Source organism: Caballeronia arationis, from assembly GCF_001544975.2.
Taxonomy (GTDB): Bacteria; Pseudomonadota; Gammaproteobacteria; order Burkholderiales; family Burkholderiaceae; genus Caballeronia; species Caballeronia arationis.
In genome coordinates this window covers 181,442-206,781 of record NZ_FCOG02000002.1, presented here as the reverse complement: position 1 = coordinate 206,781, position 25,340 = coordinate 181,442, and the positions used below count along the sequence as shown (strand labels likewise).

The window sequence follows — 25,340 nt, the reverse complement described above, 5'->3', positions numbered from 1 at the left end:
AAGCCCGTGATCGGTCGCCAGCCCGTCTCGCAGAGAAGTCCGAAAGCGAACCGTCAGCTCCGCGCGGCCTGAATCATCTTCCAGCCGTTGCCGGCGGGGTCGCGGAAACCGGCGTCGACGCTGCCGAAGCGGTCGACCGGCTCCTGCGTGAATTCCACGCCGCTTGCTTTGAGCCGGGCGTAGCTGGCGCGGCAGTCGGATACCGAGAGGACCAGCGGCGGCATGGCCCCCTTGGCGACCATGGCGCGCAGGGTTTGCGCGGTGGCATCGTCGTGAACGGGTGGACCGGGTGTGAACAGGCCGAGCTGGAACGAAGGCTGATCCGGATGCTGGACCGTGAGCCATCGGTAGGAACCGTTGCGTACGTCCGTATGGACGCGGAATCCGAGTTTGTCGACGTAGAACGTGAGCGCTTCATCCTGATCGTCGACGTACAAGCCCACCACATTGATACCCTCGTTCATGACACCTCCTTGGTTGGTGGCGTGAATGTACCTTCGGCCAGGCGGCGGCGCTTCTCCAAAACTGCGATGGTGAGATCGGGACGCTGCGCGGCCTTCAGGACACAGGCCGGCACGCGGTCCAGCTGAGGCATGCTCGCCTGCGCCTCCATGCGCATGGCGCCGGGGCTTCGGCCGGTGATGTCGCGAAAGATGCGGCCAAAGGTGCCGAGACTCTCCCAGCCTGTGGCGAACGCTATTTCGGTGACGCTGAGTCCTGTGTCGCGCAGCAGGCCGATGGCCTGCTCGATGCGCCGTGTCAGCAGGTAGCGATGCGGCGGGATGCCGAAGGCCCGCTTGAAGGAGCGGGCAAAATGGGCTTGTGAGACACCGCTGACCGCGGCGAGGCGTTCGATGGGCCACGCCTCGTGCGAGGCGGCATCCATGCGGTCTTTCGCGCGCAGCAGGCGACGCAGCAGCGCCGGATCCTGCAATTGACCGGCGCTGGCCGCGGCGGGGGACGAGGCAAGCGTCTGGACGCTACGGTGTTCGCGAGGGGACATGAGTTCCGGGGACGCGGACGATATGCGCGTAGTTTAGCCTCAACACGGGTACCGCTCGAAGACATGCGAGGAAAGCGGTTCGTGACCCGATTGTCCGATGCGTTTTCCTGAACCTCGCTTCGAAAATTCTATTTTTTTCCTCTTTCAGGCGGGTGTAGCGTTTCCGGGTTGCAGCGACCGCGCTGATCCGGATCGGATGGCGCGGAGTGGATGGAATCCATACGACGTGCTTACAAGAGCACGCTTTTTTTGCCAACCCGCGCAAAGGGAGTGATTCCGATGAGCACTGTTCTACCCGCAGCAAGCGCATCAGCCGATAGCGAGCACGAGCTTCTCAAGAGCCTTTCCGGCCGGCGCGCGATCGTGGTCTCCACGATCGGCAACGCGCTCGAATGGTTCGACTTCATGGTCTATGGCTTTTTCGCCGTCATCATTTCCAAGCTGTATTTCCCCGCCACCAACCCGACCATCTCGCTGCTCGCCACCTGGGCGACGTTCGGCGTCGGCTTCATGACGCGGCCGCTTGGCGGCATCGTGCTCGGCGCGGTCGCGGATCGCGTCGGCCGCAAGTCGGCGCTCACGCTCACCATTTCGCTGATGGCGGTAGGCATCGCGTTCATCGCATTCGCGCCGACCTATGCGTCGATCGGCATTGCCGCGCCGATCCTCATGCTGATCGGCCGGTTGATCCAGGGTTTCTCGGCGGGCGGCGAAGTGGGCTGCGCGACGGCGTTTCTGGTCGAATATGCGCCGGCCAACCGGCGCGGCTATTTCGGCAGCTACCAGATGGTCGCGCAGGCGGTGGCGAGCCTGTGCGGATCGCTTCTGGGCGCCGTGCTGACGCGTTCGCTCAGCCCCGAGCACCTGAGCAGCTGGGGCTGGCGCATTCCGTTCGTGATCGGATTGATGATCGTGCCGGTCGGGCTTTACCTGCGCTCGAAGCTCGATGAATCGCCGGTGTTCGTCGAGAAAAGCGAGAAGAACGAACTGACTTCGACACCGATCCGCGATACCGCGACCAAGCACTGGGTGCAGGTCGCGGCGGGCTTCGGCCTGACGGTGTTCGGGACGATCGGCACGTACATCTTCCTGCTCTATCTGCCGACGCACGCGACGCGCGTGCTGCACATGCCGCTCACCGACGGCCTCGTCAGCTCGACGGTCGGCGCGCTCGTCTATCTGGTGTGCTGCCCGGTGTTCGGCTCGCTGTCGGATCGAATCGGGCGCAAGAAGCTGATGCTGACGGCGCTCGTCTTGTCGATCATCACCGCGTATCCGATCTTCGCGGTGCTGACCGCGCATCCGAGCCTGCCGATGCTGATCGCGTGCCAGGCACTTCTGATGCTCTACCTCGGCATCTTCCAGGGTTGCTATCCGGCGTTCATCGCGGAACTGCTGCCGTCGAGCGTACGTTCGACGGGCATTTCGGTGAGCTACAACGTCGCGGTGATGATCTTCGGCGGCTTCGCGCCCGCCATCGTCCAGTGGCTCACGATGACCACCGGCGATGCGCTCTCGATCTGCTATTACGTGATCTTCGGCAGCGCGGTGGCATTGGCGACCCTTTTGCCGCTGCGCGACCGATATAGCGAAGCGCTGCGGTAGAGAGCTATCAGCCGCGCCGGGTCGCGAGTTCCGCGCCCTGGCGCAGCGCTTCGAGCAAGCTGCCTTCATCGGCGATGCCCTTGCCCGCGATGTCGAACGCGGTGCCGTGATCGACCGACGTGCGGATCACGTCTAGTCCGACCGTCACGTTCACGCCCGCTTCGAGCCCGAGCACCTTCACCGGTCCGTGCCCCTGATCGTGATACATCGCGACGACGAGATCGAAGTCTCCGCGTCCCGCGCGGTAGAACAGCGTATCGGCGGGAAGCGGCCCGGTCACGTCCAGCCCGCGTTCCTGCAGCACCTTCACCGCCGGGATGATCTTCTCCTCTTCCTCGCCGTAGCCGAAGAGACCGTTCTCGCCCGCGTGCGGGTTGATCCCGCACACGCCAATGCGCGGCTTCGCGATGCCCGCCTTCACGAGCGTCGCGTTGCCGCGCTCGATCGTGCGCTCTACGAGCCCCGGCTCGATCTTGCGGATCGCGTCGATGATGCCGATGTGCGTCGTCACGTGAATCACGCGCAGTTGCGGCGCGACGAGCATCATCGACACTTCGTCGATGCCCGTCAGTTGCGCAAGCATTTCCGTGTGGCCGGGGAACTTGTGGCCGCCCGCGTGCAGCGCTTCCTTGTTGAGCGGCGCGGTGCAGATCGCATCGATCTCGTTCGCCTGCGCGAGCTTCACCGCACGCGCGATGTACTGATACGCGGCGTCGCCGGCCACCGCAGACAAGGCGCCGAACGGCAGGTCGTCGGGAATCAGGCCGAGGTCGATGCAGTCGATCGTGCCCGGCTCGTACCGCGCCTCCGACGCCGCTTCGATGCGACGCACCTTCGCCGTGCCGCAGACGATCTCATTCGCGCGTTCGAGCCGGCGCGCATCGCCGATCACGAGCGGGCGGCACTGGGCGTAGACGGCGTCGTGCGTCAGGCTCTTGACGATGATTTCCGGACCGACGCCGGTCGCGTCGCCCATCGTGATGCCGATTACGGGAAGATAGTTGCTCATGATGTCGTTTCGATTCGGTTGGGTTTCTCAGCGCGCGGCGACGGTGGCCGCTGCGCTTCGTTCGGGTTCCGGCGCGCCGCGCAGGTGCAGATAGGCGCCATAGAGCGCGTGCTCGCTGCCGAACGCGCCCGCTTTCGTGACGATCGCCGGCAGGAGCGCCGTGCCCGGCCGCGCGACGGCCACGCCCGCCTCGACTTCCGCGAGCAACTCCAGACTGCCGATGTTCACCGCCGCGAGCATCGCGCGCGCGGTCTCGCCGCCGGTTGCGATCAGGCCGTCGAGATGCGCGAAATGCGGCGCGACGAGCGCGGCGAGGGTCGTCGAGAGATGGGCGCCCTCGGCGGGATCGAAGGCCTTGTCCCGGCCTATACGCACGATCAGGTCCGCGCCCGCTTCCAGCCGCGCGCCGATACGGCCCAGCCACTCGCCCCACGCCGGATGACTCGCGCCCTCGCGCAGCACTGCGGGCGGCACGATCAGTTCGGTCACGCCAACGCGCTCGCGCAGCATCGCGCACTGGCGCTCGGAAACGGCGGACAGGCTGCCGACGAGAATCAGGATGGCGCCCGACGCCTTGGCGACCTGCCTCGCGGACAGCGTGTCACCGTCGAAGAGATCCGCGAGCGCGGCCAGTTCGCGCGCAAGGCCGCCCGAGCCGACCCAGAACAGCGGCTCGCTCATCGAAGCCGTGACGCGTGCGAGCGCGTTCAGGTCGTCGCTCGTTTCGGCATCGACGATCAGCGCCTCGATGCCGGTCGATGCTGCCGCCGCGATTTTCTCGCGCAGCGCTTCGGGCGCGCCGCGCAGGGCGTCGACGGAAAGCACCTCCGTGCGCAGGTTCTCGGCTTGCAGCAGCGCTGCGAGGCCCGCGTCGCGGCCGGCGTTTTCAAGCTGCCACGTCTCGGTCGATTCGAGCGGCGCGCCATGCACGAGCACGCGGCCTTCTCGCACCGTGCGGCCGGTCGCCGGAAACGCGGGCGCGACGATCGCCAGGCCCGCGAGCGGTTGCAGCGCGGCCACTTCAGCGGTCCAGTTGCCGCGCAAGGTCGAGTCGATCTTCTTGTATAGCCTGCGTCCGGGCGACTGCAACGTGCGCCATGCAGCCGCCGTGCGCTCCGCCGCTTCGGCGGGAGTGAGACGGCGCGTGTCGGTATCGGCGGCGATGACCGTCGCGCTCTTGTCGGCGCCTGACTCAGCGCTCGACGCGTCCAGCGTCACGACCGTGCGCCGGCCCGCGCCCGCGAAGCCGATCGCACAGTCGGCGGCGCCCGACAGGTCGTCGGCGATGATGAGGAGGCCGGCAGTCATTCCAGCCGAACTTGCGCCGTTCATTGCGTCGCCTCGCGGGTGATGCGCCGTTCGCTGACGCGCTTCGCCACCGCCGCCGTCAGCATCGGCGAGACGATCGCCGTGACCACGACGCACGCCGCAACCAGAAGGGTCGCGCTCTTTGCAGCTTCAGCGTAGACCGGATTGGCGGCCGCGATCAGCGCCGGCACGGCCGCGGCGTTGCCCGCCGTGTTCGCCGCCGCCATGCCCGCGACGCCCGTGCCGCCCGTCAGGCGATCGGTGAAATAGAGCGGAATGCCGGTCACGACGACCACCGCGAGTCCCAGCCCGATGCCAAGCAGCCCGGCTTGCCAGACCTTGTGCAAATCGAGGCTCGCGCCGAGCGCCAGCGCGAAGAACGGGATCATCACCGGCACCGCTTTGGCGAGGAAATCGCGCGTTTCGCGGTCGAGGTTGCCGAGCAGCATGCCGAGAGCGAGCGGCAAAATGCTGCCGACGAGCGTTGGCCACGGAAACGCCGACAGGCCCGCGACGCCGAGCGTCACCATCGTGAGGAACGGACCGGATTCGAGCGACATGATCGTGTACGCGCCCACGTCTTCCGATTTGCCGTACTGGCCCATCAGCGCCATGTAGAGTCCGCCATTGGTGTCGTTCATCGCGGCGACGACGGCGAGCGTCGAAATGCCGGCGAACAATCCCGACGACACCGGCTGCTCGCCGAGAAAATGCCCGAGCGCCACGCCGACGACGATCGCCGTGCCGACTTTGGAGGCAAAGAGCGCGCCGCCTTTTTTTAGCAGATAAGGAGTCGCCTTGACGTTGATGCTCGCGCCCATGCAGACGTAGAACACTGCGAGAATCGGCAGCGCGCCGGTGAAAAGCGCGTTGGTGAACGAGCCGAAGAACTTCGGCATGCCGGGCAGAAAAGTTGCGACCAGCGATCCGATCAGAAGCGGCACGATCATCATGCCGCCGGGCACGCGCTCCACTGCGCGCTTGATGTAAATCTGAGCCATCCGTGTCTCCCACTCGAGTTACGTGCGTGAATCGATCATTTTGTGACTGAATCAATCAAATCGGAGTGTAGGCGTTCTGCACGAATCGCGCAAATTGATCGACATCGGGGTTTCTACCGATCATGCTTCAGTCATATTTCGAATGAAATGATCGAATCAGTCATTTTTTGCGACTGACCGGCACGTCGTGGTCGAGAGAGCATTCAGCGCGCCCGCATTTTGGTCCGCATGCGGCGATTCGCTACACTGTGCGCCCGCCCGGATCACAACCACATTCACAGGGACTCCATGAAAGTTGCGAAACGCCGCGAGGCGATGCTGCGAGCCGTGCTCTCGGGCATGAACGACGTGAGCGCGCTGTGCGAGCATTTCGGCATGTCGGAGGCGACCGTGCGGCGCGATCTGCGCGCCCTCGCGGACGAACGTCGCATCGTGCGCACCTATGGCGGCGCGGCGTCGGCGGCGTCGGTGGGCATGCACGAGCCGGAGGAATCGCTCGATATGCGCAGCGAAAGCTTTCGCGAGCAAAAGGAAGCGATTGCCCGCGCGGCGGTGGCGCACGTGCAGGACGGCGACACGATCTTCCTCGACGGCGGCACGACCACCGCCGCGCTCGCGCGCTGCCTCGCGGGCCGCGACGGTATCCACGTGATCACCAACAACCTGCTCGCGGTGAGCCTGCTTTCCCCCGCCGACGTGCCGGTGACGCTGATCGGCGGCGACGTGCGTCCGTCGAGCATGAGCACGCTCGGGCCGCTCGCGCAGATCGCGCTGTCGCGCCTCACCGTCGACAAGGCGTTTCTTGGCGCGGACGGCGTCGTCGCGGGACGGGGACTGTGCGAGGCCACGGCGGAGCAGGCGTTTCTGAAGGAATGCATCATCCGGCAGGCGGCGAGCGTGTTCGTGCTGGTGACGTCGAACAAGCTCGGCCGCGCGAGCCAGCAGCACTGGACGCCGCTCGAACGCGACTGGACGCTCGTGACCGACGCGCCGCGCGATGCGCCCGCGCTCACGGACTTCACGCTCAGGGACGAAGTGACGGTGGAATCGGCGCAGGTTTCGCCGTAGCGAGGACGGGCGCGGTGTCTTAAGCCCCGGTTAAGGAAAGCAGCCTAATCTTGGTTTCGAATCACTCCGCGAATCCCCTCCTTCCGGCCGCCTCGGCGGCCATCTTTTTTGGCCGATCCCTGTGAAGACACTCTTGCGGCTCTGCATTACGACCATCGTGCTCGTCGTGTTTGTCGCAGGCGGAGCGGCGGCGCTTTCCGTCGTCGCCCGGTTGTTTGCGCACGCTTAATCGTCGTCGCTGTCAGCGCAGGAAACGCACGACGCTCGCCACCGGTTCGCGCTCGCTTGCAAGCTGGTTCTCCGGCTTCGACAGGTCGGCGTGGCCGATGCTCATCCCGCACACGACCGTCTCGTTTTCCGGCAATCGCAAATGCTCCGCGATGATGCGGTGATAGCGGTTGAACGCGGCCTGCGGACACGTATCGAGTCCGAATGCGCGCGCCATCAGCATCACGTTCTGTATGAACATGCCGTAGTCCAGCCACGACCCGCGTTCCATGTTGCGGTCGGTCGTGAACATGATGCCCACCGGCGCGCCGAAGAATTCGAAGTTGCGCCCCATCTGCGCCTTCATGCCCGCCTTGTTCTCGCGCGTAAGTCCGAGCAGAGAATACAACTCGAGTCCGAGCACGCGACGGCGTTCGATGAACGGCGACGCCCATGTCTTCGGGTAATACGCGTATTCCTCTTCGTGCAGGCGGTCGGTTTCGGGATCGTTATAGACGTCGAGGATCGCGCGTGACAGCCGGTCCTTGACGTCGCCCGTCAGCACGTAGACTTTCCATGGCTGGATGTTGCTTCCCGATGGCGCGCGGCACGCATGCCCGAAGATCGATTCGAGCGTCGCATCGTCGACCGGATCGGGAAGAAATGCGCGAACCGAGCGCCGCGAATCGATTGCGGCGACCACGCCTTCGTCCACTTTCATCGATACCCCGTGTTGCTGGTTGGTCATGAGCCATCAGTCTAACCGGCGCGGGATGTGCCCGCCGGAGCGCGGCGAACGCGCGCTATGATCGACACCCGAGCTCACCAAACTTCATCGTCCATGAATCGCCCCGCCGACACCACGAGCGCCGCCTCCTTCGCCGACTTGCCCGCCACTGCAACGCGCGACGGGTTGCGCGTCGAATATCGCGGGCTCAATGCCGGGCGCGCGGATGCGCCCATCGCCGTGTTCCTGCACGAAGGGCTCGGCTCGATCGCGATGTGGCGCGACTGGCCGCAGTCGCTCTGCGATGCGCTCGGCTTGCGCGGCATCGTCTATTCGCGCCCCGGCTACGGACGCTCGACCCCGCGCGCGGCCGACGTGAAGTGGTCGGTCGATTTCATGCACCGCCAGGCCGACGACGTGCTGCCCGCCTTGCTCGACACGCTTGGCGTCGACGCAGCCGAGCGGCGTCGCATGTGGCTGATCGGGCACAGCGACGGCGGCTCGATCGCGCTGCTGTACGCGGCGGCGTTTCCGGACGCGCTTGCGGGCGTGGTCGTGCTCGCGCCGCACGTGACGGTGGAACCGATGTCGATCGAAGCAATCGGCGCCACGCGACACGCCTATCAATCGTCCGGTTTGCGCGAGAAGCTCGCGCGCTATCACGAGGACGTCGATTCGGCGTTCTTCGGCTGGAACGAAATCTGGCTCGACCCGGCGTTTCGTGCTTGGGACATCACGGATGAACTGGCGTCCATCATGTGTCCGCTGCTCGCGATCCAGGGCGAGGGGGACGAATACGCGTCGATGGCGCAGATCGACATGATTGCGCAGCGGGTTGTGCAGGCAAAACTGGCGAAACTGCCAGGCTGCGGTCATTCTCCGCATCGTCAGATGCCGGAGCGCGTGAACGACGAGATCGTCGCGTTCCTGCGCGGCCTGTGAGCCGGCCGACCGGGCATGGAACGTGCGCGCCGAGCGCTCGCGCAAGCGCGGTCGGCCGGTTCTGCGAACGTCACGGGTAGTGCCTATACTGGCTGAGTAGTTCGATGTCGGCGTCCCCGTATCGCCCACGGCTTGCGCACCCGGAGCCGGTCTGCCGGCATGCTTTCGGCGCCCCCGCGCGCTGCAATCGCTGCAAAGCGGCTGCATTTCTCTCCAAGCCTCGTCCTGCCAGGAGAATCGCACAATGCAACAGCACGTCCCCCAAACCAGCAACGCCAGCAAATCCCGCACGCCGCCCGCACCCGACACGAAGGCGCGCGAGTCAGCCGCACCCGAAGGAGCCGAAGGAATCAACGGCAGCCACGCCGCCGAAGTGCTCGCGCCGCCCGTCGCGCCGGCTTCGGCACCGACGACGCCCGTCGAACTAACCGTCAACGGCAAGAATTATTCGATGTCGCTCGATCCACGCACGACGCTCCTCGACGCGCTACGCGACCATCTGCACCTGACCGGCACGAAAAAGGGCTGCGATCACGGCCAGTGCGGCGCGTGCACGGTGCACGTGAACGGCCGCCGCGTGAATTCGTGCCTGTGCCTCGCGGCCAATCACGAAGGCGACCAGATCACGACGATCGAAGGCATCGGCAGCCCGGAAAACCTGCATCCGATGCAGGCGTCGTTTGTCGAATGCGACGGCTACCAGTGCGGCTACTGTACGTCCGGGCAGCTGATGTCGGCGGTTGCGCTGCTCGACGAACCCGTCGGCCCCTCGGATGCCGACGTGCGCGAAGCGATGAGCGGCAACCTGTGCCGCTGCGGCGCGTACCAGAACATCGTCATGGCGATTCAGGCCGTGCGCGGCAAAGCCTGAGGAGCGCCGACATGGAACTCTTCCAGCTTTCCCGCGCGAGCGATGTGCGCGACGCGATTGCCGCGGGCGCGTCCTCGCGTACCGCGCAGCAGGGCGCCGACGTGCGCTTCCTGGCGGGCGGCACGACGCTGCTCGACCTGATGAAGCTCAACGTCGAACGCCCGAGACGCGTGATCGACATCACGCGCCTGCCGCTCGACAAGGTCGAAGCGACGGCCGACGGCGGCGTGAAGATCGGCGCAACGGTGCGCAACGCGGACCTCGCGCAGCATCCGCTGATTCGCGAACGTTACGCAGTGCTGTCGCAGGCGCTGCTCGCGGGCGCGTCGGCGCAACTGCGCAACATGGCGACCACTGGCGGCAACCTGCTGCAACGCACGCGCTGCGTATATTTCCGCGATACGACGATGCCCTGCAACAAGCGCGATCACGGCTCCGGCTGCTCGGCAATCGACGGCTTCAACCGCACTCAGGCGATTCTCGGCGTGAGCGACGAGTGCATCGCGAGCAATCCGTCGGACATGAACGTCGCGCTGATGGCACTTGACGCGACCGTTCACATCCAGGGCACGCGCGGCGAACGCGCGGTGGCCATCGACGACTTCTTCCTGCTGCCCGGCGACACGCCCGAGCGCGAAACCGTGCTCGAACCCGGCGACCTGATCACTCACGTGACGTTGCCGCCGCCCGTGTCGGGCAGCCGGTCGGTGTATCTGAAGCTGCGCGATCGCGCTTCGTATGAGTTCGCGCTGGCATCGGCGGCTGTGGTGGCGAGCGTCGTGAACGGCAAGCTGGATCATGTGCGCGTCGCGCTCGGCGGCGTCGGTACGAAGCCGTGGCGCTCGCGCGAAGCGGAAGCCGCGCTCGCCTCCACCGCGCCCGACGCCGACGCTTTCGCCCGCGCCGCCGACGCCGCCCTCGCCGGCGCGAAGCCGCAGAGCCAGAACGGCTTCAAGGTCGAACTCGCGAAGCGCTGCCTCGTGCATGCGCTGAAGCTCGCCACCGCGCCCGCCTGAGGAAACCTTCACATGTCCACTACGATCGCATCCCCGCTGTCCGTCATCGGACAGCCGCAACGGCGCATCGACGGGCCGCTGAAAGTGAGCGGCCGCGCCACCTACACGTCGGATGTCGTGTTTCCCGGATTGCTGCACGCCGTGCCGGTATGCAGCACCATCGCGAGCGGCCGCATCACGTCGCTCGAATTCGCCGCCGCCGAACGCATGCCCGGCGTGCGCGCGATCCTGCATCGCGGCAACATCGGCAAGTTCTTTCGCATCGCCGGCAATTCGATGGACACGGGCTTCGTCGACGAAGCACGCCCGCCGTTCGACGACGACGTAATCCGCTATTACGGCCAGTACGTCGCGCTTGTCGTCGCCGAGACGTTCGAGGCCGCGACCGCGGCGGCCGTCGCCGTGAAAGTCGGCTATGACGTCACGCAGCATGACGTGAGCGACCACCTCGAACCGGACAGCGAACCGAAAGTCGAAAGCGAACGCGGCGACGCGGCGAAGGCCTTCGACGGCGCCTCCGTCACCATCGACGAAACCTATGTGACGCCGGTCGAAACGCACAATCCGATTGAGCTGCACGCGACGGTCGTGCAATGGGACGGCGAAGGCTACACGTTCTACGAAACCACGCAGGCAATCTCGAACCATCAGGGCACGCTGATGCAGATGCTCGGCCTGCCGAAGGAAAAAGTGCGCGTGATCTCGCGCTACCTCGGCTCGGGTTTCGGCGGCAAGCTGTGGATGTGGCCGCATTCGCTGGTCGCCGCGGCGGCCGCGCGCCACACGAACCAGCCCGTGAAGCTCGTGCTGAACCGCAAGATGATGTTCCAGAATGTCGGGCACCGGCCGGTCACGCAGCAGCGCATGCGCCTTTCCGCCGATGCGAACGGCATGCTCACCTCGGTCCGTCACGACTACCTCAACCATCGCGCGCTGCTGGACGACTATTCGGAAAGCTGCGGCGAAGCCACGCCGGTGCTCTACAGCACGCCGAACCTGCGCGTCACGTCGGGCACGGCGAAACGCAATGTCGGCTCGCCCACCGCGATGCGCGGACCGGGCGCCGTGCCGGGCCTCTTCGCGCTGGAATCGTCGATGGACGAACTCGCGTTCAAGCTGAACATCGACCCGGTCGAGTTCCGCATCATGAACGAACCGAAGGTCGACGAAAGCACCGGCCTGCCGTTCTCGTCGCGCAATCTGGTTGAGTGCCTGCGCACCGGCGCGGACAAGTTCGGCTGGGCGAAACGCATGCCCGAAATCGGCTCGATGAAGCGCGACGGGCTGACGCTCGGCTGGGGCGTCGGCGCATGCAGCTGGCCGGGCATCCGCTTTTCCGCCGACGCCACCGTCGACCTGAGAGCGGACGGCACGGCGCGCGTCGTCTGCGGCACGCAGGACATCGGCACCGGCACCTACACGATCCTCGCGCAGCTCGTCGCGGCGCAGACCGGCATCGCGCTCGACAGGATCGAAGTCGGCCTCGGCGACACGGCGCTGCCGCTCGGCCCGATTTCGGGCGGCTCTGCAGCGACGGCGTCGGTCATTCCGGCGGTGTCGGACGCGGCGCGCGCGGCGGTCAAGGCGGTGCTCGCGCGTGCGACGTCGCTCGAAGGCTCGCCTTTTTCCGGCGCGAAGCCGCAAGAACTCGCGTTCAGCGAGGGCCGTGTGCACCGCAAGGGCGAGGCGGCGTCAAGCGGCGTGCCGTTCGGCGAGATCCTCAAGTCCGCGCAGATGCATGCGGCGTCGGGAACTGGCAGCGCGAAAGGCGGTTTCGACGATCCGCTCAAGAAGAAATATTCGATCTATTCCTACGGCGCGCACTTCGCCGAAGTGACGTGGCAGCCGGAGATCGCGCAGTTGCGCGTGAGCCGCGTCGTGACCGTCATCGATGCGGGACGCATCCTGAATCCGCATGCGGGGCGCAACCAGATCGAAGGCGCGGTGGTGATGGGCGTCGGCATGGCGCTCTTCGAACACACGAGCTACGACCCGCGCAACGGTGCGCCGATCAACAACAACCTCGCCGATTACATCATCGCGTCGAACGCCGATACACCGGCGCTCGACGTCACCTTTCTCGATCACCCCGATCCGGTGTTCAACGAACTCGGGGCGCGCGGCATCGCGGAGATCGGGCTTGCGGGAATTGCGTCGGCAATCACGGGCGCCGTGCATCACGCGACCGGCGTGCGCGTGCGCAAGCTGCCGGTGATGATCGAGGATCTGCTCGGCGCGGGTTGAAAGCGCCTGCTTCGTTCGAGGGCGAGCCGCCGAGGCTCGCCTTTTTTTGCGCCTGTGACGCGACCGATGGCCGTTCGCGTGCAACGGGGTGGCCATCGACGTATCATGACCGGTTCCCGCGCATTGCGACCGAGCCCGATTCGACGCAACGCGCGGAACCGACCAAGCGACGGACCCAATTCATGTTCGAAGGCACCATTTCCGCCACGCTGCCGAAGCCCGCGTTCTACGAGGAACTCGCGATGCAGGCACGCGCGCTCTTCGCGGGCGAATCGAATCGCATCGCCAACGCCGCGAATCTCTCCGCCCTTCTCTATCACTCGATGCCGGACCTCAACTGGGCCGGCTTCTACTTCATGACCGACGGCGAACTCGTCGTCGGGCCGTTCCAGGGCAAGCCCGCCTGCGTGCGCATCGCGCTCGGGCGCGGCGTATGCGGACGCGCGGCGCAAACACGCGAAACGCAGCTCGTCCCCGACGTCCACGCGTTCCCGGATCACATCGCGTGCGATGCCGCCTCACGATCCGAAATCGTGGTCCCGCTGCAGACGAAAGCGGGCGAACTGGTCGGCGTGCTCGACATCGACAGCCCGAAGCTCGCCCGTTTCGACGACGAGGATCGCAAGGGACTCGAAGCGGTCGCGCGTCTCTTCGTCGAGTCCATCGAAGGCTGAATCCGCGCGCGTAGCCCGTCGTTTGCCCGCCAGCTCGCACGCCGAACGCGCGCGATGCACCGCGATGCGGCACGCCTTGCCACGCCACTGGATCGAACTCGCCGAAGAAGCTATAACATAAGGTCACGCGTCCAGCCCGCCGTACCCAGACGCAAAAAAGAACAGACATACCATCAGCCAAGCCCAGGGAGCCCCCATGAGTGAAGTCATCAAGCAGGAAGGACTGCAAGTTGCAGCAAACCTGAAGCAGTTCGTCGAAGAAGAAGCGTTGCCCGGCACGGGCATCGACAGCGCCGCGTTCTGGAAAGGATTCGACGCGCTCGTGCACGATCTCGCGCCGAAGAATCGCGCGCTGCTCGCCGAGCGCGACCGTCTTCAGACCGAACTCGACAACTGGCATCGCGCGAATCCCGGCCCGGTCAAGGACGTGCGCGCGTATCGCAAGTTTCTGGAAAGCATCGGCTATATCGTGCCCGCGCCGGCCACGGTGATCGCGACCACGTCGAATGTCGATCGCGAAATTGCCGAGCAGGCCGGCCCGCAGCTCGTCGTGCCGCTCTCGAACCTGCGCTACGCGCTCAACGCGGCGAACGCGCGCTGGGGCAGCCTCTACGACGCGCTCTACGGCACCGATGCGATCCCCGATACCGACGGCGCCGGGAAGACCGCGCAGTTCAACCCGAAACGCGGCGCGAAGGTGATTGCCCACGCGCGGGCGTTCCTCGACGACTCCGCGCCGCTCGCGGACGGCTCGCATGCCGATGCGACGCGCTACAGCGTCGAGCACGGCCAGCTGGTCGTCACGCTGAAGGACGGCCCCACGGGGCTCTCGAATCCCGAGCAGCTCGCAGGCTTCCAGGGCGACGCGAGCGCGCCGTCGGCGGTGCTGCTCAAGCACAACGACCTGCATTTCGAGATCCAGATCGACGCGAACGATTCCATCGGCAAGACCGATGCGGCGCACGTGAAGGACATCCTGATGGAAGCGGCGGTGAGCACGATCATCGACTGCGAGGACTCGGTTGCCGCGGTCGATGCGAACGACAAGGTCCTGCTCTACCGCAACTGGCTCGGCCTGATGAAGGGCGATCTCGCGGAAGAAGTGTCGAAGGGCGGCAAGACCTTCACGCGCAAGCTGAACGCGGACCGCGAATACACGACGCCCGATGGCGGCACGCTGAAGCTGCATGGACGCTCGCTGCTCTTCATCCGCAATGTCGGCCATCTGATGACGAATCCCGCCGTGCGCGATCGCGATGGCAACGAGATTCCCGAAGGCATCCTCGATGCGGTGATGACCACGCTCGGCGCCCTGCACGACCTGCAGCGCAAGCTCAATTCGCGCACGGGCTCGATCTACATCGTGAAGCCGAAGATGCACGGTCCCGCCGAAGTGGCGTTCTCGGACGAACTCTTCACGCGCGTCGAAGACCTGCTGAAACTGCCGCGCCATACGCTCAAGATGGGCATCATGGACGAGGAGCGCCGCACCAGCGTGAACCTCAAGGCGTGTATCGCGGCGGCATCGGCGCGGGTGGCGTTCATCAACACGGGCTTCCTCGATCGCACCGGCGACGAGATGCATTCGTCGATGGAAGCCGGCCCGATGATGCGCAAGGGCGACATGAAGTCGTCGGCGTGGATCGCGGCTTATGAGCGCAACAACGTGCTCGTCGGGCTGGACACGTCGCTGCGCGGCCGCGCGCAGATCGGCAAGGGCATGTGGGCGATGCCCGACCTGATGCACGCGATGCTCGAACAGAAGATCGCGCATCCGAAGGCCGGCGCGAACACCGCGTGGGTGCCCTCGCCCACAGCGGCGACGCTGCACGCGCTGCATTATCACCAGGTCGACGTGCAGTCGGTCCAGCAGGAGATGGAGAGCATCGACTACAACTCCGTGCGCGACGAACTGCTCGACAAGCTGCTCACGATTCCGGTTGTAGCGAAAGCCGAGTGGAGCGACGACGAGCGCAAGAGCGAAATCGAGAACAACGCGCAGGGCATTCTCGGGTACGTGGTGCGCTGGGTCGACCAGGGCGTCGGCTGCTCGAAGGTCCCGGACATCCACAACGTCGGCCTGATGGAAGACCGCGCGACGCTGCGCATTTCCAGCCAGCACATTGCGAACTGGCTGCGTCACGGTGTCGTCGACGAGGAGATGGTGAGGAAGACGCTCGAACGCATGGCCGTGGTCGTCGACGAGCAGAACGCCTCCGATCCGTACTACAAGCCGATGGCGCCCGCGTTCGACTCGTCGCTCGCGTTCATGGCGGCGTGCGCGCTCGTGTTCGAAGGACGCACGCAGCCGAGCGGCTACACCGAGCCGCTGCTGCACAAGTTCCGGCTGATGGCGAAGAAGGTCTGAGCCGCGCTTGCGGAGTTTGAACCGCCTATTCGCCGCATGAAATGCGGCGAATAGGCTTGTCTTTGCAACGAATACGTCGCACAATCTCCGCATGGAAAGCGGAGATTGTCTTTATATCTGGCAGTCGCGCGACTGGCCGGACTGGCACTACAACCTCGCGACGCTCACCGCAGCGCTCGCGGACGTCGCGCGCGCGCAGGGTTTGCTGCTCGGACGGCTCGCGGACGTCGGTTTTGCGCTGCGCGATCAAGCAAGCCTGCTCGCGCTGACCGAAGACGTGCTCCGGACAAGCGAAATCGAAGGCGAAAGGCTCAACCCCGCCTCGGTGCGATCGTCGATCGCGCGGCGACTGGGCGTCGACATCGGCGCGCTCGCCGCGGCGGACCGGCACGTGGAAGGCGTCGTCGAGATGGTGCTCGACGCCACCTTGCGCTGCGAAGACACGCTCACCGAACAACGTCTCTGGGGCTGGCACGCGGCGCTCTTCCCTACCGGCTACAGCGGGCTTTCGCGGATTCGCGTCGCCGGCTTTCGCGACGACGCGAACGGCCCGATGCAGGTCGTCTCGGGGCCGCTCGGCCGTCAGCGTGTCCATTTCGAGGCGCCGCCCGCCAGCGCGCTCGACGCCGAAATGGCGCACTTCATCGCGTGGGTCAACGAAAATCACGACGATCATCCGGTCATCAAAGCGGGCCTCGCGCATCTGTGGTTCGTGACGCTCCACCCTTTCGACGACGGCAACGGCCGCATCGCCCGTGCGATCGGCGACCTGCTGCTCGCGCGCGCCGACCAGAGCCCGCAACGTTTCTATAGCCTTTCAGCACAGATCCAGCGCGAACGGCGCGAGTACTACGAGATCCTCGAACGCACGCAAAAAGGATCGCTCGATGTCACGGCGTGGCTCGCGTGGTTCCTCGAAAACCTGCGGCGTGCGCTGGAGACCGCGCACGGCGTGCTGGACAACGTGCTCGCGAAGACGCGCTTCTGGCAGCGGCTAGCGGGCACGCCGCTGAACGAGCGGCAAACGAAACTGCTCGACCGCCTGCTCGACGGTTTCGACGGCAAGCTCACCAGCAGCAAGTGGGCCGCCATCGCGAAGTGTTCGCCCGATACCGCGCTGCGCGACATCAACGACCTGATCGCGCTCGGCGTGCTGCGCCGGGCGCACGGCGGCGGACGCAGCACTGCGTACGAACTCGCCGGCTGATGCCGGACACCTGATCCCGCACATCAGCCGCCCAATATTTTTCCGGCGCGCATCGATGTAATACTCGCTCCACCCTGACGGCCCAATGCACGGAGTGGAACATGGTTGCATCGACGCATCCCGTTGACGAAGTCCTGCCTTTCGGACAAATGCTCGCGGTCGGCATCCAGCACGTGCTCGTCATGTATGCGGGCGCGATTGCCGTGCCGCTCATCATCGGCGCGGCGCTCAAGCTGCCGAAGGATCAGATCGCGTTTCTCATCAGCTCCGATCTCTTCGCGTGCGGCGTCGTCACGTTGATCCAGTGCATCGGCATCTGGAAGTTCGGCATCCGGCTGCCGGTCATCATGGGCGTGAGCTTCGCGCCCGTCGGGCCGATGGTGGCGATGGCGAATTCCGGCGCGGGCCTGACCGGCATCTTCGGCGCGACGATGGCGGCAGGCGTCTTCGCGATCCTGATCGCGCCGTTCTTCGGACGGCTGATGCGCTTCTTTCCGCCGATCGTTACCGGCACGATCATCCTGACGATCGGCGTCACGCTGTTTCCGGTCGCGATCAACTGGGCGGGCGGCGGGCGCGGCTCGCCCACTTTCGGCGATCTGCACAACCTCATGATCGCCGCCGTCGTGCTGCTCGCCATCCTCCTCATCAACAAGTACCTCAAGGGCTTTCTCGCGAACATCTCCGTGCTGCTCGGCATGGTGATCGGCTTTCTGATCGCGCTGCCGCTCGGTCTCGTCGATTTCTCAGGCGTCGGCCGCGCCGCGTGGTTCGCGCCGGTGCGCCCGTTCGCATTCGGCATGCCGACCTTCGACGTCGCCGCGATCGCCTCGCTGTGCCTCGTGATGGTGGTGATCATGGTCGAGTCGCTCGGCATGTTCCTCGCGCTCGGCGATCTCGCGCGCCGCCCGGTCACGCGGGACGACGCCTCGCGCGGCCTGCGCACCGACGGCCTCGGCACGCTGATCGGCGGCATCTTCAACACGTTTCCGCACTCGTCGTTTTCGCAGAACATCGGGCTCGTCGGCATCACGGGCGTGCGAAGCCGCTGGGTCGTGGTCGTGTCGGGCGTTTTGCTGATGCTGCTCGGCCTTCTGCCGAAGCTGTCGAATTTCATCGCGTCGATTCCCGTCGTGGTGCTCGGCGGCGCGGGAATCGCGATGTTCGGGATGGTCGCTGCGACGGGCGTGAAGATACTCAGCAAGGTGAACTACGAGAACAAGAATAACCTGCTGATCGTGGCGATCAGTCTCGGCGTCGGCACGATACCGCTCGTCGCGCCGACCTTCTTCCATCAGATGCCGCCGTGGGCGGGGCCCGTCACGCACAGCGGCATCACGCTCGCGGCGATCTTCTCGATCGGCCTGAACGCGTTCTTCAATCGCGGCGAGACGGCCGAGGAAGTCGAGCGGCAACTCGCCGAAGAGTTGCCGATGAGCCTGCGAACCGGACAGCGCGACGAATGAAGCGGCTTGCTGCGCTTACTCGTCGGACCAGAGCTTGCCCGCCGTCGCCCAGTTCTCGCGCTTCACGTCGGTCAGGATGATGTCCACCGAACCCGGCGTGCAGCCGAGCGTTTCGCAGGTCGTGCGCGTGATCGCTTCGACGAACTTGCGTTTTTCTTCGAGCGTTCTGCCTTCGAAAAGCTGGATGTTGAAAGTCGGCATGATGTCAGTCGTTGAGGGTTGAGAAATCAGTCGCGATAAGAAGGATCGATGCGATCGAGCTTGCGCAGCAGTGCCGGCCATTCGAGGCCGCCTTCGATGGCGTCGTTATCGTGAAGCTGGCGCGCCGTGCGCTCGACAACCGCGTCCGCAGGCACTTCCAGCCGCGTCTGGCCCGCAAGCGCGCGCAATTGAATGTCGCATGCCTTGATGAGCATGTCCATCAGCACATAAGCCTCGGCGATCGTCCTGCCGAGCGTCAGCGGCCCGTGATTGCGCAGGAGCATCGCGCGCTTGTCCGCGAGACTCGCGACGAGCCGCCCGCCTTCGTCCGGCGTGAACGCAAGGCCTTCGTAATCGTGATACGCGAGATGGCCGTGAAAGCGCATCGCGTGCTGCGAAGCGGGCAAGAGACCCGCCGGTTGCGCCGACACCGCGATCGCCTGCGCGACGTGCAGATGCATCACGCACATCGCGTCTTCGCGCGCGCGGTGCACCGCGCCGTGCAGCGCGAAGCCGGTCGCGTTGACGGGATGCTCGCTATCGCCGATCACGTTGCCGTCGATGTCGATCTTCACGAGGTTCGATGCAGAGACCTCGTCGAACGCGAGACCGAACGGGTTGATCAGAAAACGGCCCGCCTCGCCGGGGACGCTCGCGGAAATGTGGGTGTAGACGACATCGTCCCAGCCGTTCAACGCGACCAGGCGATACGCGGCGGCAAGATCGATGCGCACCGCGCGTTCTTCGTCGGACATGGCGCCGGTGGCCGCGATACGGCGCTCAGGCTGGTGGGTGAACGACATGCGAATCTCCATTGTTGGCGGGCGTCTCCAGGCGCTGGACGAACGCCTGCACGGCCCACGATGCGAGAACAAAAGGCGCGGTCAGCGCGGGAATTCCAAGCGCCGCAGCCACGCGCTCGACGAGCACGCACACGACGCCGCCGCCTAGCACGCCTTTCACGCCGAATTTTGATGTGGCGAGTGCCGTAAGTGTCGCATTGAAGCCGCAGCCCCCGCTCAGTACGACCGCGGCGGGCGTTCCGGCGAGCGCGTGGAGCGCGACGCCGAGCGTGCTGCCCGTGAGCGCCCACGCCGCGCTGACCGGCCGTGCCGGTTGCGCCGCGACGAGCCCGACGAGGATCAGCGCGCCGGCGACGAAACCCGTGGTGAAGACGATCGGCGAGAAGCCCGCCACGATGGCGGACGCCCAGGAGGCCGGCGCGGCCGTTGAGACCGTGGCAGCCGCAGCCGCGCCCGATGGCGCATCGGCGAAAAGCGGCAGCCAGCACCACGTCACGAGCACGGCCGGACTCGAATACGCCGGCAGCGGCCAGTGCTCCAACGCGCGGCCGAGCCGGAACGACAGGCCAGTGGCGAGCATCGCCGAGACGATGGCGACAGCGCCCGCCTGCGAATCGTCGCGGATGAATCCAAAGGCCGCGAGCGCCGCGAGCGCGCCGTTGAAGCCGTAGAGGTCCTCGCGCATCGCGGGCGAACCGGCGTCCTCGACGATGTAGGCGATCACATTGCCCGTCAGCGCGCCGATCAGCAGCGCGCAGGCGAGACGTGGACTGAACGAACAGACGGCCGCCACGAGCAGCGCACCCGTCGCGGCGTGCCGTTGCAGGACGATCTGGCCGATACTGCGCGCGAAGCCGCGCAGCGATTCGCTGGTATCGGAACCGGCAAGGAGAATTGCGGACATGCGATGCGCACCCGAGCGGAGAGCGCCGCTCGCCAGGCTGACAGCCTGTGAGGACACTGAAGTCGAGCCGCAAGGATAAGCCAGCGCGCACCAGTCAGGCGATGGCGACGTGAATACCGGCTATCAGATGAAGGGACGAAGCGGCGCCGGGGCGACCGTGCCCGGATGGGATGAAGCGGGGATGAAGCGAACGTCAGGCCGAAACGGCGCGCGGGCGTGCCGGAGTGGCGCGCACCGAAAGGTGAAGCGCGTTCCGGTTCAGCTGATCGCGAGCGGCATCCACGGGTCGACGGCAGCCGCCGGGTACAGCCGGGACACGTCCTTGCTGATGCGGACGATTTCCTGGAGATTGTCCCGGAAATTGGGACTTTTCTCGTAGCTGATGTAGGTGGCGTCGACGACTGCGGACAGCGTGAACAGCACGAAAGCGATTCGTTCGAGGATGAAATATCGGTGTGGCATGGCGGTTTTCCTGATTTCCGCCGCAATTGTAACAGAGATAAGGGTTTTCCCCTAGGATAAAATCAGTCAGCACAACGCCAATGCATCGGGTAAGTGTTGGGCCGGCGTTGATGAGTCTGCGTCGCCCCAGACCAGCGGCTTGTATCGGTCTGGACGAAGAATCGCTACTGGTCGCTCTCCCGAATCGAGGAGCCATGACGGCAAAGGGCCGTCACTTCCATCGTCATGTACGGAAAGAGCGGCAAACGGCTCAAGACATCGTGAAGATGCGCCGGACTTTCGACATCGAAAAGGCTGACGTTCGCATATCGCCCCGCAATACGCCACAAATGCCGCCACACGCCCTCGCGCTGCAACTGCTGCGACATGGCCTTCTCCTCTTCCTTCAACGCCGCCGCCCGCGCGGCGTCCATTTCCGGCGGCAGAATGACCGTCATCTCGACATGAAACAGCATCGGTAATCCTTGAATGTGAAAGCCTCCGCAGTCGAAGCGGAGGCTGGTTGGTCGGTAGCGGTCAGGCCGCGGCGCGCGGCCGTTCCACTTCGGTCGTCGGCACGTCGCTGCGTTCGCTGACGAGCGTGAAGTCGAAGTCGATCAGCGCAAAGTTGCCCTGCACGCCGTAGGGCTTGCCCTCCGCACCTTCTGCCTTCTTCACTTCGGGCACGAGCCCTTCACGCGTCGCGAACGCGAAGTCGTCCCACAGATACGGGTCGCCATCGATGTTGATCTGGGTCGTCAGCTTGCGATAACCCGGCGCCGACACGAAGAAGTGGATATGCGCCGGCCGATGACCATGACGGCCCAGCAGATCCAGAAGTTGTTGCGTCTTGCCGCCCGGCGGCACGCTATAGCCCACCGGCACCACGCTCGTGAAAGCGTACTTGCCGTCGGCGTCGGTGCGGATCGAGCGACGCAGATTGAACGCGGACTGCGACTTGTCGAAGTGCGAGTAATTGCCGAGATGGTTTGCGTGCCACACCTCGACCAGCGCATTCGCGAGCGGCTTGCCGTCATCGCTCAGCACACGGCCACGCATCACGAGCGTTTCGCCGGGATCGGTGCCATTGTCAAGGCGCGCGTGACCCACTGATTCGGGTGCGCCCGCCACATAGAGCGGCCCTTCGATCGTTCGGGGCGTGCCGCCTTCGAGACCGGCCTTCGCTTCCTTTTCGTCGAGACGCGCATCGAGAAAATGCTCGAAGCCCAGGCCCGCCGCGATCAGACCGAACTCGCCGCTCTGTCCCGTTTCGCCGAGATAATTCAGCGCGGTCCAGAACTCGCTCGGCGTGACGTCGAGATCTTCGATCGTATGAAACAGATCGCGCACAATGCGATTGACGATGGTTTTCGTGCGGGCGTTGCCTTCGCTCGTCGCGCTGTCGTTGATCTTTTGCAGCAGCGCGTCGATGGTTTGCTTGTTCATGTCCGTGTCTCCGTGAATCTGTGTATGTGGGGGTAAGACGACTCAATTCATTGCGACGGTCGCGCCGCGCTTCGTATCGCGCCGCAAGCGCCCGATGCGTTCCCAGTCGAGCGTGACGCCCAGACCCGGGCCTTGCGGCAGATGCAATGCAAAGTTCTCGTAGCGAAGCGGTTCGGTCAGGATCTCTTCGGTCAACAACAGCGGGCCGAACAGTTCGGTTCCCCACTTGAGCTCATCGAACGTGCTGAAGAGTTGCGCCGAAGCGATGGTGCCGATCGCGCCTTCGAGCATCGTGCCGCCATAGAGATCGATGTTTGCCGCGCGCGCGATGGCCGCGACGCTCGCCGCGCCGGCCAGCCCGCCGGACTGCGCGATCTTCACAGCGAATACATTCGCAGCGCGCGCGCTCGCCAGCGAGAAGGCATCGGCGGGACCGTGCAGCGCTTCATCGGCCATGACGGGCACGAGCGCCAGTTCAGTGAGACGCTTCAGGCCCGCGTGATTCGTTGCATCGATCGGCTGCTCGATCAGGCCGACGCCTGCATCGGCGAAGCGCTTCGCGGCCCAGACGGTGTCGCATTCGCTCCATGCCTGGTTCACGTCGACGCGCACTTCGCCGCGATCGCTGAGCGCGTGCCTGATGGCGATGACATGCGCGACATCCGCCGCCAGCGCACGCGCGCCGATCTTCAGCTTGAACACGCGATGACGCTTCATCTCCAGCATCTGCTCGGCTTCCTCGATATCACGCTTCGTATCGCCGCTCGCGAGCGTCCATGCAACATCGACCGAATCGCGCACGCGACCGCCGAAGAGTTCCGAGAGCGGCACGTTCATGCGCTGCGCCTGCGCGTCGAAAAGCGCGGTCTCCACCGCGCATTTGGCGAAACGGTTGCCCTGGAAGAGATCGCGCAACCTCGACATCGCCGCGCCGGGACGCGTGGCGTCCATGCCCTTGAGCAAGGGCGCGAAATACGTATCGATGTTGACCTTGATGCTCTCCGGGCTTTCCTCGCCATAGGCGAGTCCGCCGATCGTCGTGCCTTCGCCGACGCCGACGATGCCATCCGCGCAACGCACGAGCACGAGCACGAGCGTCTGGCAGTTCATCGTCGCCACGGACAGGCGATGCGGGCGGATGGTCGGAACATCGACGAGAATGGTTTCGATCGCTTCGATCGAGACGTGTGGGGCATGCACGAGATGCGTCTCCGGGGTTCGTTGATGCGGGACGCTCAAGTGCTTGCTACACCGTGCGTCCCTGCGTTTCGACAAAATTAATGGACGCTGTCTTATCGGTCAAATCAATCATATATGGCCGTCGTCATCCATCGCATTGATCGACGCATGCGACCGGCAAGGCTGCTCTCCGCGCAAACACGCGCGGAATACAGCCTTGCACCGTTCTCGCCTGCTTCAGAACTTGTGCCGGATGCCCACGCGCACTGTGCTCTGACGATCGCTCGTCGATGGCGTGAGGTTGTTGATGGCCGCCACCGCCGTTGCGCCAGTCGAATCGGTTCCAGACGCCTTTTGATAAACACCGATCAGATAAACGTCGGTGCGTTTGGACAGGTAATAATCCGCGCCGATCGCACCCTGGTAATACTTCGCGCCCGGATTGACGCCGGTGGACGAATCCACGTCGCCACCCTTCGTGTAGTCGAATGCCGCTCCGAGTAGCAACGCCGGCGTGAGCTGATACTTGAAGTTGATTTCCGCGTTGTTGAAATTCGCATTGCCGCTATAGCCACGCGGGTTCGGGCCCGAAGCGACGGTTTCGCCGAGGTTCTTGAACTGCACGTTGGAATATGTCGCGCCGACCGTCGCTGCGCCGAACACATAAGCCGCACCCGCCGCCATCACCTGGTAAGTGCGCGCCGATGCATAGCCGCTATACACCGGCGACGAAATGAAGTTCGCGCTGGCCGTGGCCGCTGTGCTCGCGCCGTTGTCACCAAAGAAGCCGACGTTCGGATTGCGCGCGTTCAGATAACCGACGCCGAGCGTGAGCGGTCCGTTCGCATAAGCCGCGCCCAGCGACCACAGTTGGTTGCGCGAAGCTTCGCCCGCCACGCCGCCGAGGCTGTACACGCCACCGAACCTGAATCCGTTATATGGCTTGCTCGCATACTTGATGGCGTTGTTCACGCGATACGCGTTGTTGAGGTTGTCCAGGTCACCCGGATGCGCGCCGATATAGCCGGCCCACTGAGTGCCCGATTCGAACGGACCGACGTAGTCGACCACCGAATCGTATTGCCGGCCGAGCAACACCGAGCCGTACGCGCTCGCCAGACCCACGTAGGCCTGACGGCCGAACATCAGGCCTTGCGTGCTTCCGCGATTCTTTTGCGCAAGCGAGCCGTTGTTGAGGTCGAAACCGTTCTCTAGCACGAACACCGCCGCAAGCCCGCTCCCGAGATCCTCATTGCCGCGCAAACCCCAGCGGCTCGCCTGGAGGACACCGCTCGACATGTTGTAGAGATTGTGGCCGCCGGAATTGGAGGTCCAGTTGAAACCGTCGTCGACGATGCCATACATCGTTACCGCGCTCTGTGCCTGGGCCGTGCCTGCCACTGCCAACAGCGCTAGCGATGCGCTCAAGGTGAGTCTCATACGTGCAACTTCCTTCTAACGAGTCTTTCGATGAATTGACGCAATGAAAGGCCATTGCGGGGATGGAATCTGTTGGCGTCGAAGTCTGCGATCCCATATTCCACGCTGCAAATCAGCCAAAAGCGTGTGCGTCGATAAGCGCCGCTGATGCGACGTCCCATGCACGCGCTCATGCAGGCTTAGCACGCACGCTCCATTCACGGCATTCAT

24 protein-coding genes are annotated in these 25,340 nt (G+C 64.9%); 10 read left to right on the top strand and 14 right to left on the bottom strand.

Annotation, left to right across the window (positions count from 1 at the left end):
* Positions 1 to 53 precede the first annotated feature (53 nt).
* Positions 54 to 464, bottom strand: a complete 411-nt coding sequence (locus AWB81_RS02120; protein ID WP_062632238.1) for a VOC family protein — start codon at positions 462 to 464, stop codon at positions 54 to 56.
* The gene (locus AWB81_RS02115; RefSeq protein ID WP_087134744.1) at positions 461 to 1,003 is read right to left on the bottom strand and encodes a helix-turn-helix domain-containing protein; all 543 of its coding nucleotides are present in this window, start codon (positions 1,001 to 1,003) and stop codon (positions 461 to 463) included. Before AWB81_RS02115 ends, AWB81_RS02120 begins: the two co-directional genes overlap by 4 nt.
* A 279-nt stretch (positions 1,004 to 1,282) precedes the next feature.
* On the opposite strand from AWB81_RS02115, the gene AWB81_RS02110 reads away from it, so the two are divergent.
* The gene (locus AWB81_RS02110; RefSeq protein WP_062632277.1) at positions 1,283 to 2,608 is read left to right on the top strand and encodes an MFS transporter; all 1,326 of its coding nucleotides are present in this window, start codon (positions 1,283 to 1,285) and stop codon (positions 2,606 to 2,608) included.
* Positions 2,609 to 2,615: 7 nt separating this feature from the next.
* On the opposite strand, the gene pdxA is transcribed toward AWB81_RS02110, so the two are convergent.
* From pdxA to AWB81_RS02095, 3 genes are read right to left on the bottom strand one after another with little or no spacing between them, the layout of a single operon-like run.
* Positions 2,616 to 3,617 (bottom strand): 4-hydroxythreonine-4-phosphate dehydrogenase PdxA, encoded by a 1,002-nt coding sequence (pdxA, locus tag AWB81_RS02105; protein WP_062632236.1) that lies wholly within the window; start codon positions 3,615 to 3,617, stop codon positions 2,616 to 2,618.
* Between the two features lie 27 nt (positions 3,618 to 3,644).
* A complete protein-coding gene (locus tag AWB81_RS02100; protein ID WP_235025695.1) occupies positions 3,645 to 4,949 on the bottom strand; it encodes a four-carbon acid sugar kinase family protein in 1,305 nt (434 codons plus the stop codon).
* Positions 4,946 to 5,926, bottom strand: coding sequence for a 2-keto-3-deoxygluconate permease (locus tag AWB81_RS02095; protein WP_062632235.1), 981 nt, complete (start codon positions 5,924 to 5,926; stop codon positions 4,946 to 4,948). Before AWB81_RS02095 ends, AWB81_RS02100 begins: the two co-directional genes overlap by 4 nt.
* Positions 5,927 to 6,214: 288 nt before the next feature.
* Between AWB81_RS02095 and AWB81_RS02090 the strand changes: the two genes are divergently transcribed.
* On the top strand, positions 6,215 to 6,994 hold the full coding sequence (locus AWB81_RS02090; protein WP_062632234.1) for a DeoR/GlpR family DNA-binding transcription regulator: 780 nt from the start codon (positions 6,215 to 6,217) through the stop codon (positions 6,992 to 6,994).
* A gap of 241 nt (positions 6,995 to 7,235) precedes the next feature.
* Here the strand turns inward: AWB81_RS02090 and AWB81_RS02085 are convergent, their stop codons facing one another.
* Complete coding sequence (locus AWB81_RS02085) at positions 7,236 to 7,949, bottom strand: nitroreductase (protein ID WP_062632233.1); 714 nt, start codon at positions 7,947 to 7,949, stop codon at positions 7,236 to 7,238.
* A gap of 93 nt (positions 7,950 to 8,042) precedes the next feature.
* On the opposite strand from AWB81_RS02085, the gene AWB81_RS02080 reads away from it, so the two are divergent.
* The 8 genes from AWB81_RS02080 to AWB81_RS02045 all read left to right on the top strand — a co-directional run bounded on the left by AWB81_RS02080 (position 8,043) and on the right by AWB81_RS02045 (position 18,716).
* The gene (locus AWB81_RS02080; RefSeq protein ID WP_062632232.1) at positions 8,043 to 8,870 is read left to right on the top strand and encodes an alpha/beta fold hydrolase; all 828 of its coding nucleotides are present in this window, start codon (positions 8,043 to 8,045) and stop codon (positions 8,868 to 8,870) included.
* A gap of 244 nt (positions 8,871 to 9,114) precedes the next feature.
* Entirely contained in the window at positions 9,115 to 9,741 is a 627-nt protein-coding gene (locus AWB81_RS02075) for a (2Fe-2S)-binding protein (protein ID WP_087134742.1), read from the top strand.
* A gap of 11 nt (positions 9,742 to 9,752) precedes the next feature.
* Positions 9,753 to 10,757 (top strand): FAD binding domain-containing protein, encoded by a 1,005-nt coding sequence (locus tag AWB81_RS02070; RefSeq protein WP_062632231.1) that lies wholly within the window; start codon positions 9,753 to 9,755, stop codon positions 10,755 to 10,757.
* A gap of 12 nt (positions 10,758 to 10,769) precedes the next feature.
* On the top strand, positions 10,770 to 13,001 hold the full coding sequence (locus AWB81_RS02065) for a xanthine dehydrogenase family protein molybdopterin-binding subunit (protein ID WP_062632230.1): 2,232 nt from the start codon (positions 10,770 to 10,772) through the stop codon (positions 12,999 to 13,001).
* Positions 13,002 to 13,183: 182 nt separating this feature from the next.
* Complete coding sequence (gene msrC, locus AWB81_RS02060) at positions 13,184 to 13,675, top strand: free L-methionine (R)-S-oxide reductase MsrC (RefSeq protein WP_062632274.1); 492 nt, start codon at positions 13,184 to 13,186, stop codon at positions 13,673 to 13,675.
* Between the two features lie 196 nt (positions 13,676 to 13,871).
* Positions 13,872 to 16,043 (top strand): malate synthase G, encoded by a 2,172-nt coding sequence (locus AWB81_RS02055; RefSeq protein WP_062632229.1) that lies wholly within the window; start codon positions 13,872 to 13,874, stop codon positions 16,041 to 16,043.
* A gap of 91 nt (positions 16,044 to 16,134) precedes the next feature.
* Positions 16,135 to 17,250 (top strand): Fic family protein, encoded by a 1,116-nt coding sequence (locus AWB81_RS02050; RefSeq protein WP_062632228.1) that lies wholly within the window; start codon positions 16,135 to 16,137, stop codon positions 17,248 to 17,250.
* 101 nt (positions 17,251 to 17,351) lie between these two features.
* Positions 17,352 to 18,716, top strand: coding sequence for a nucleobase:cation symporter-2 family protein (locus AWB81_RS02045; RefSeq protein ID WP_062632227.1), 1,365 nt, complete (start codon positions 17,352 to 17,354; stop codon positions 18,714 to 18,716).
* A 15-nt stretch (positions 18,717 to 18,731) separates the two neighbouring features.
* Here the strand turns inward: AWB81_RS02045 and AWB81_RS02040 are convergent, their stop codons facing one another.
* The 8 genes from AWB81_RS02040 to AWB81_RS02005 form a co-directional block, all read right to left on the bottom strand.
* Complete coding sequence (locus tag AWB81_RS02040) at positions 18,732 to 18,917, bottom strand: 4-oxalocrotonate tautomerase (protein WP_062632226.1); 186 nt, start codon at positions 18,915 to 18,917, stop codon at positions 18,732 to 18,734.
* A 26-nt stretch (positions 18,918 to 18,943) separates the two neighbouring features.
* Complete coding sequence (locus AWB81_RS02035; RefSeq protein ID WP_062632225.1) at positions 18,944 to 19,720, bottom strand: class II aldolase/adducin family protein; 777 nt, start codon at positions 19,718 to 19,720, stop codon at positions 18,944 to 18,946.
* Positions 19,698 to 20,624, bottom strand: a complete 927-nt coding sequence (locus tag AWB81_RS02030; protein WP_062632224.1) for an urea transporter — start codon at positions 20,622 to 20,624, stop codon at positions 19,698 to 19,700. Before AWB81_RS02030 ends, AWB81_RS02035 begins: the two co-directional genes overlap by 23 nt.
* Positions 20,625 to 20,882: 258 nt before the next feature.
* The gene (locus AWB81_RS02025; protein WP_062632223.1) at positions 20,883 to 21,086 is read right to left on the bottom strand and encodes a hypothetical protein; all 204 of its coding nucleotides are present in this window, start codon (positions 21,084 to 21,086) and stop codon (positions 20,883 to 20,885) included.
* Positions 21,087 to 21,250: 164 nt separating this feature from the next.
* Positions 21,251 to 21,541 (bottom strand): muconolactone Delta-isomerase, encoded by a 291-nt coding sequence (gene catC, locus AWB81_RS02020; RefSeq protein WP_062632222.1) that lies wholly within the window; start codon positions 21,539 to 21,541, stop codon positions 21,251 to 21,253.
* A gap of 61 nt (positions 21,542 to 21,602) precedes the next feature.
* Positions 21,603 to 22,511, bottom strand: a complete 909-nt coding sequence (gene catA, locus AWB81_RS02015; protein WP_062632221.1) for a catechol 1,2-dioxygenase — start codon at positions 22,509 to 22,511, stop codon at positions 21,603 to 21,605.
* A 42-nt stretch (positions 22,512 to 22,553) separates the two neighbouring features.
* A complete protein-coding gene (locus tag AWB81_RS02010) occupies positions 22,554 to 23,711 on the bottom strand; it encodes a muconate/chloromuconate family cycloisomerase (RefSeq protein ID WP_062632273.1) in 1,158 nt (385 codons plus the stop codon).
* A 216-nt stretch (positions 23,712 to 23,927) separates the two neighbouring features.
* The gene (locus AWB81_RS02005; protein ID WP_062632220.1) at positions 23,928 to 25,130 is read right to left on the bottom strand and encodes a porin; all 1,203 of its coding nucleotides are present in this window, start codon (positions 25,128 to 25,130) and stop codon (positions 23,928 to 23,930) included.
* Positions 25,131 to 25,340: the final 210 nt, after the last annotated feature.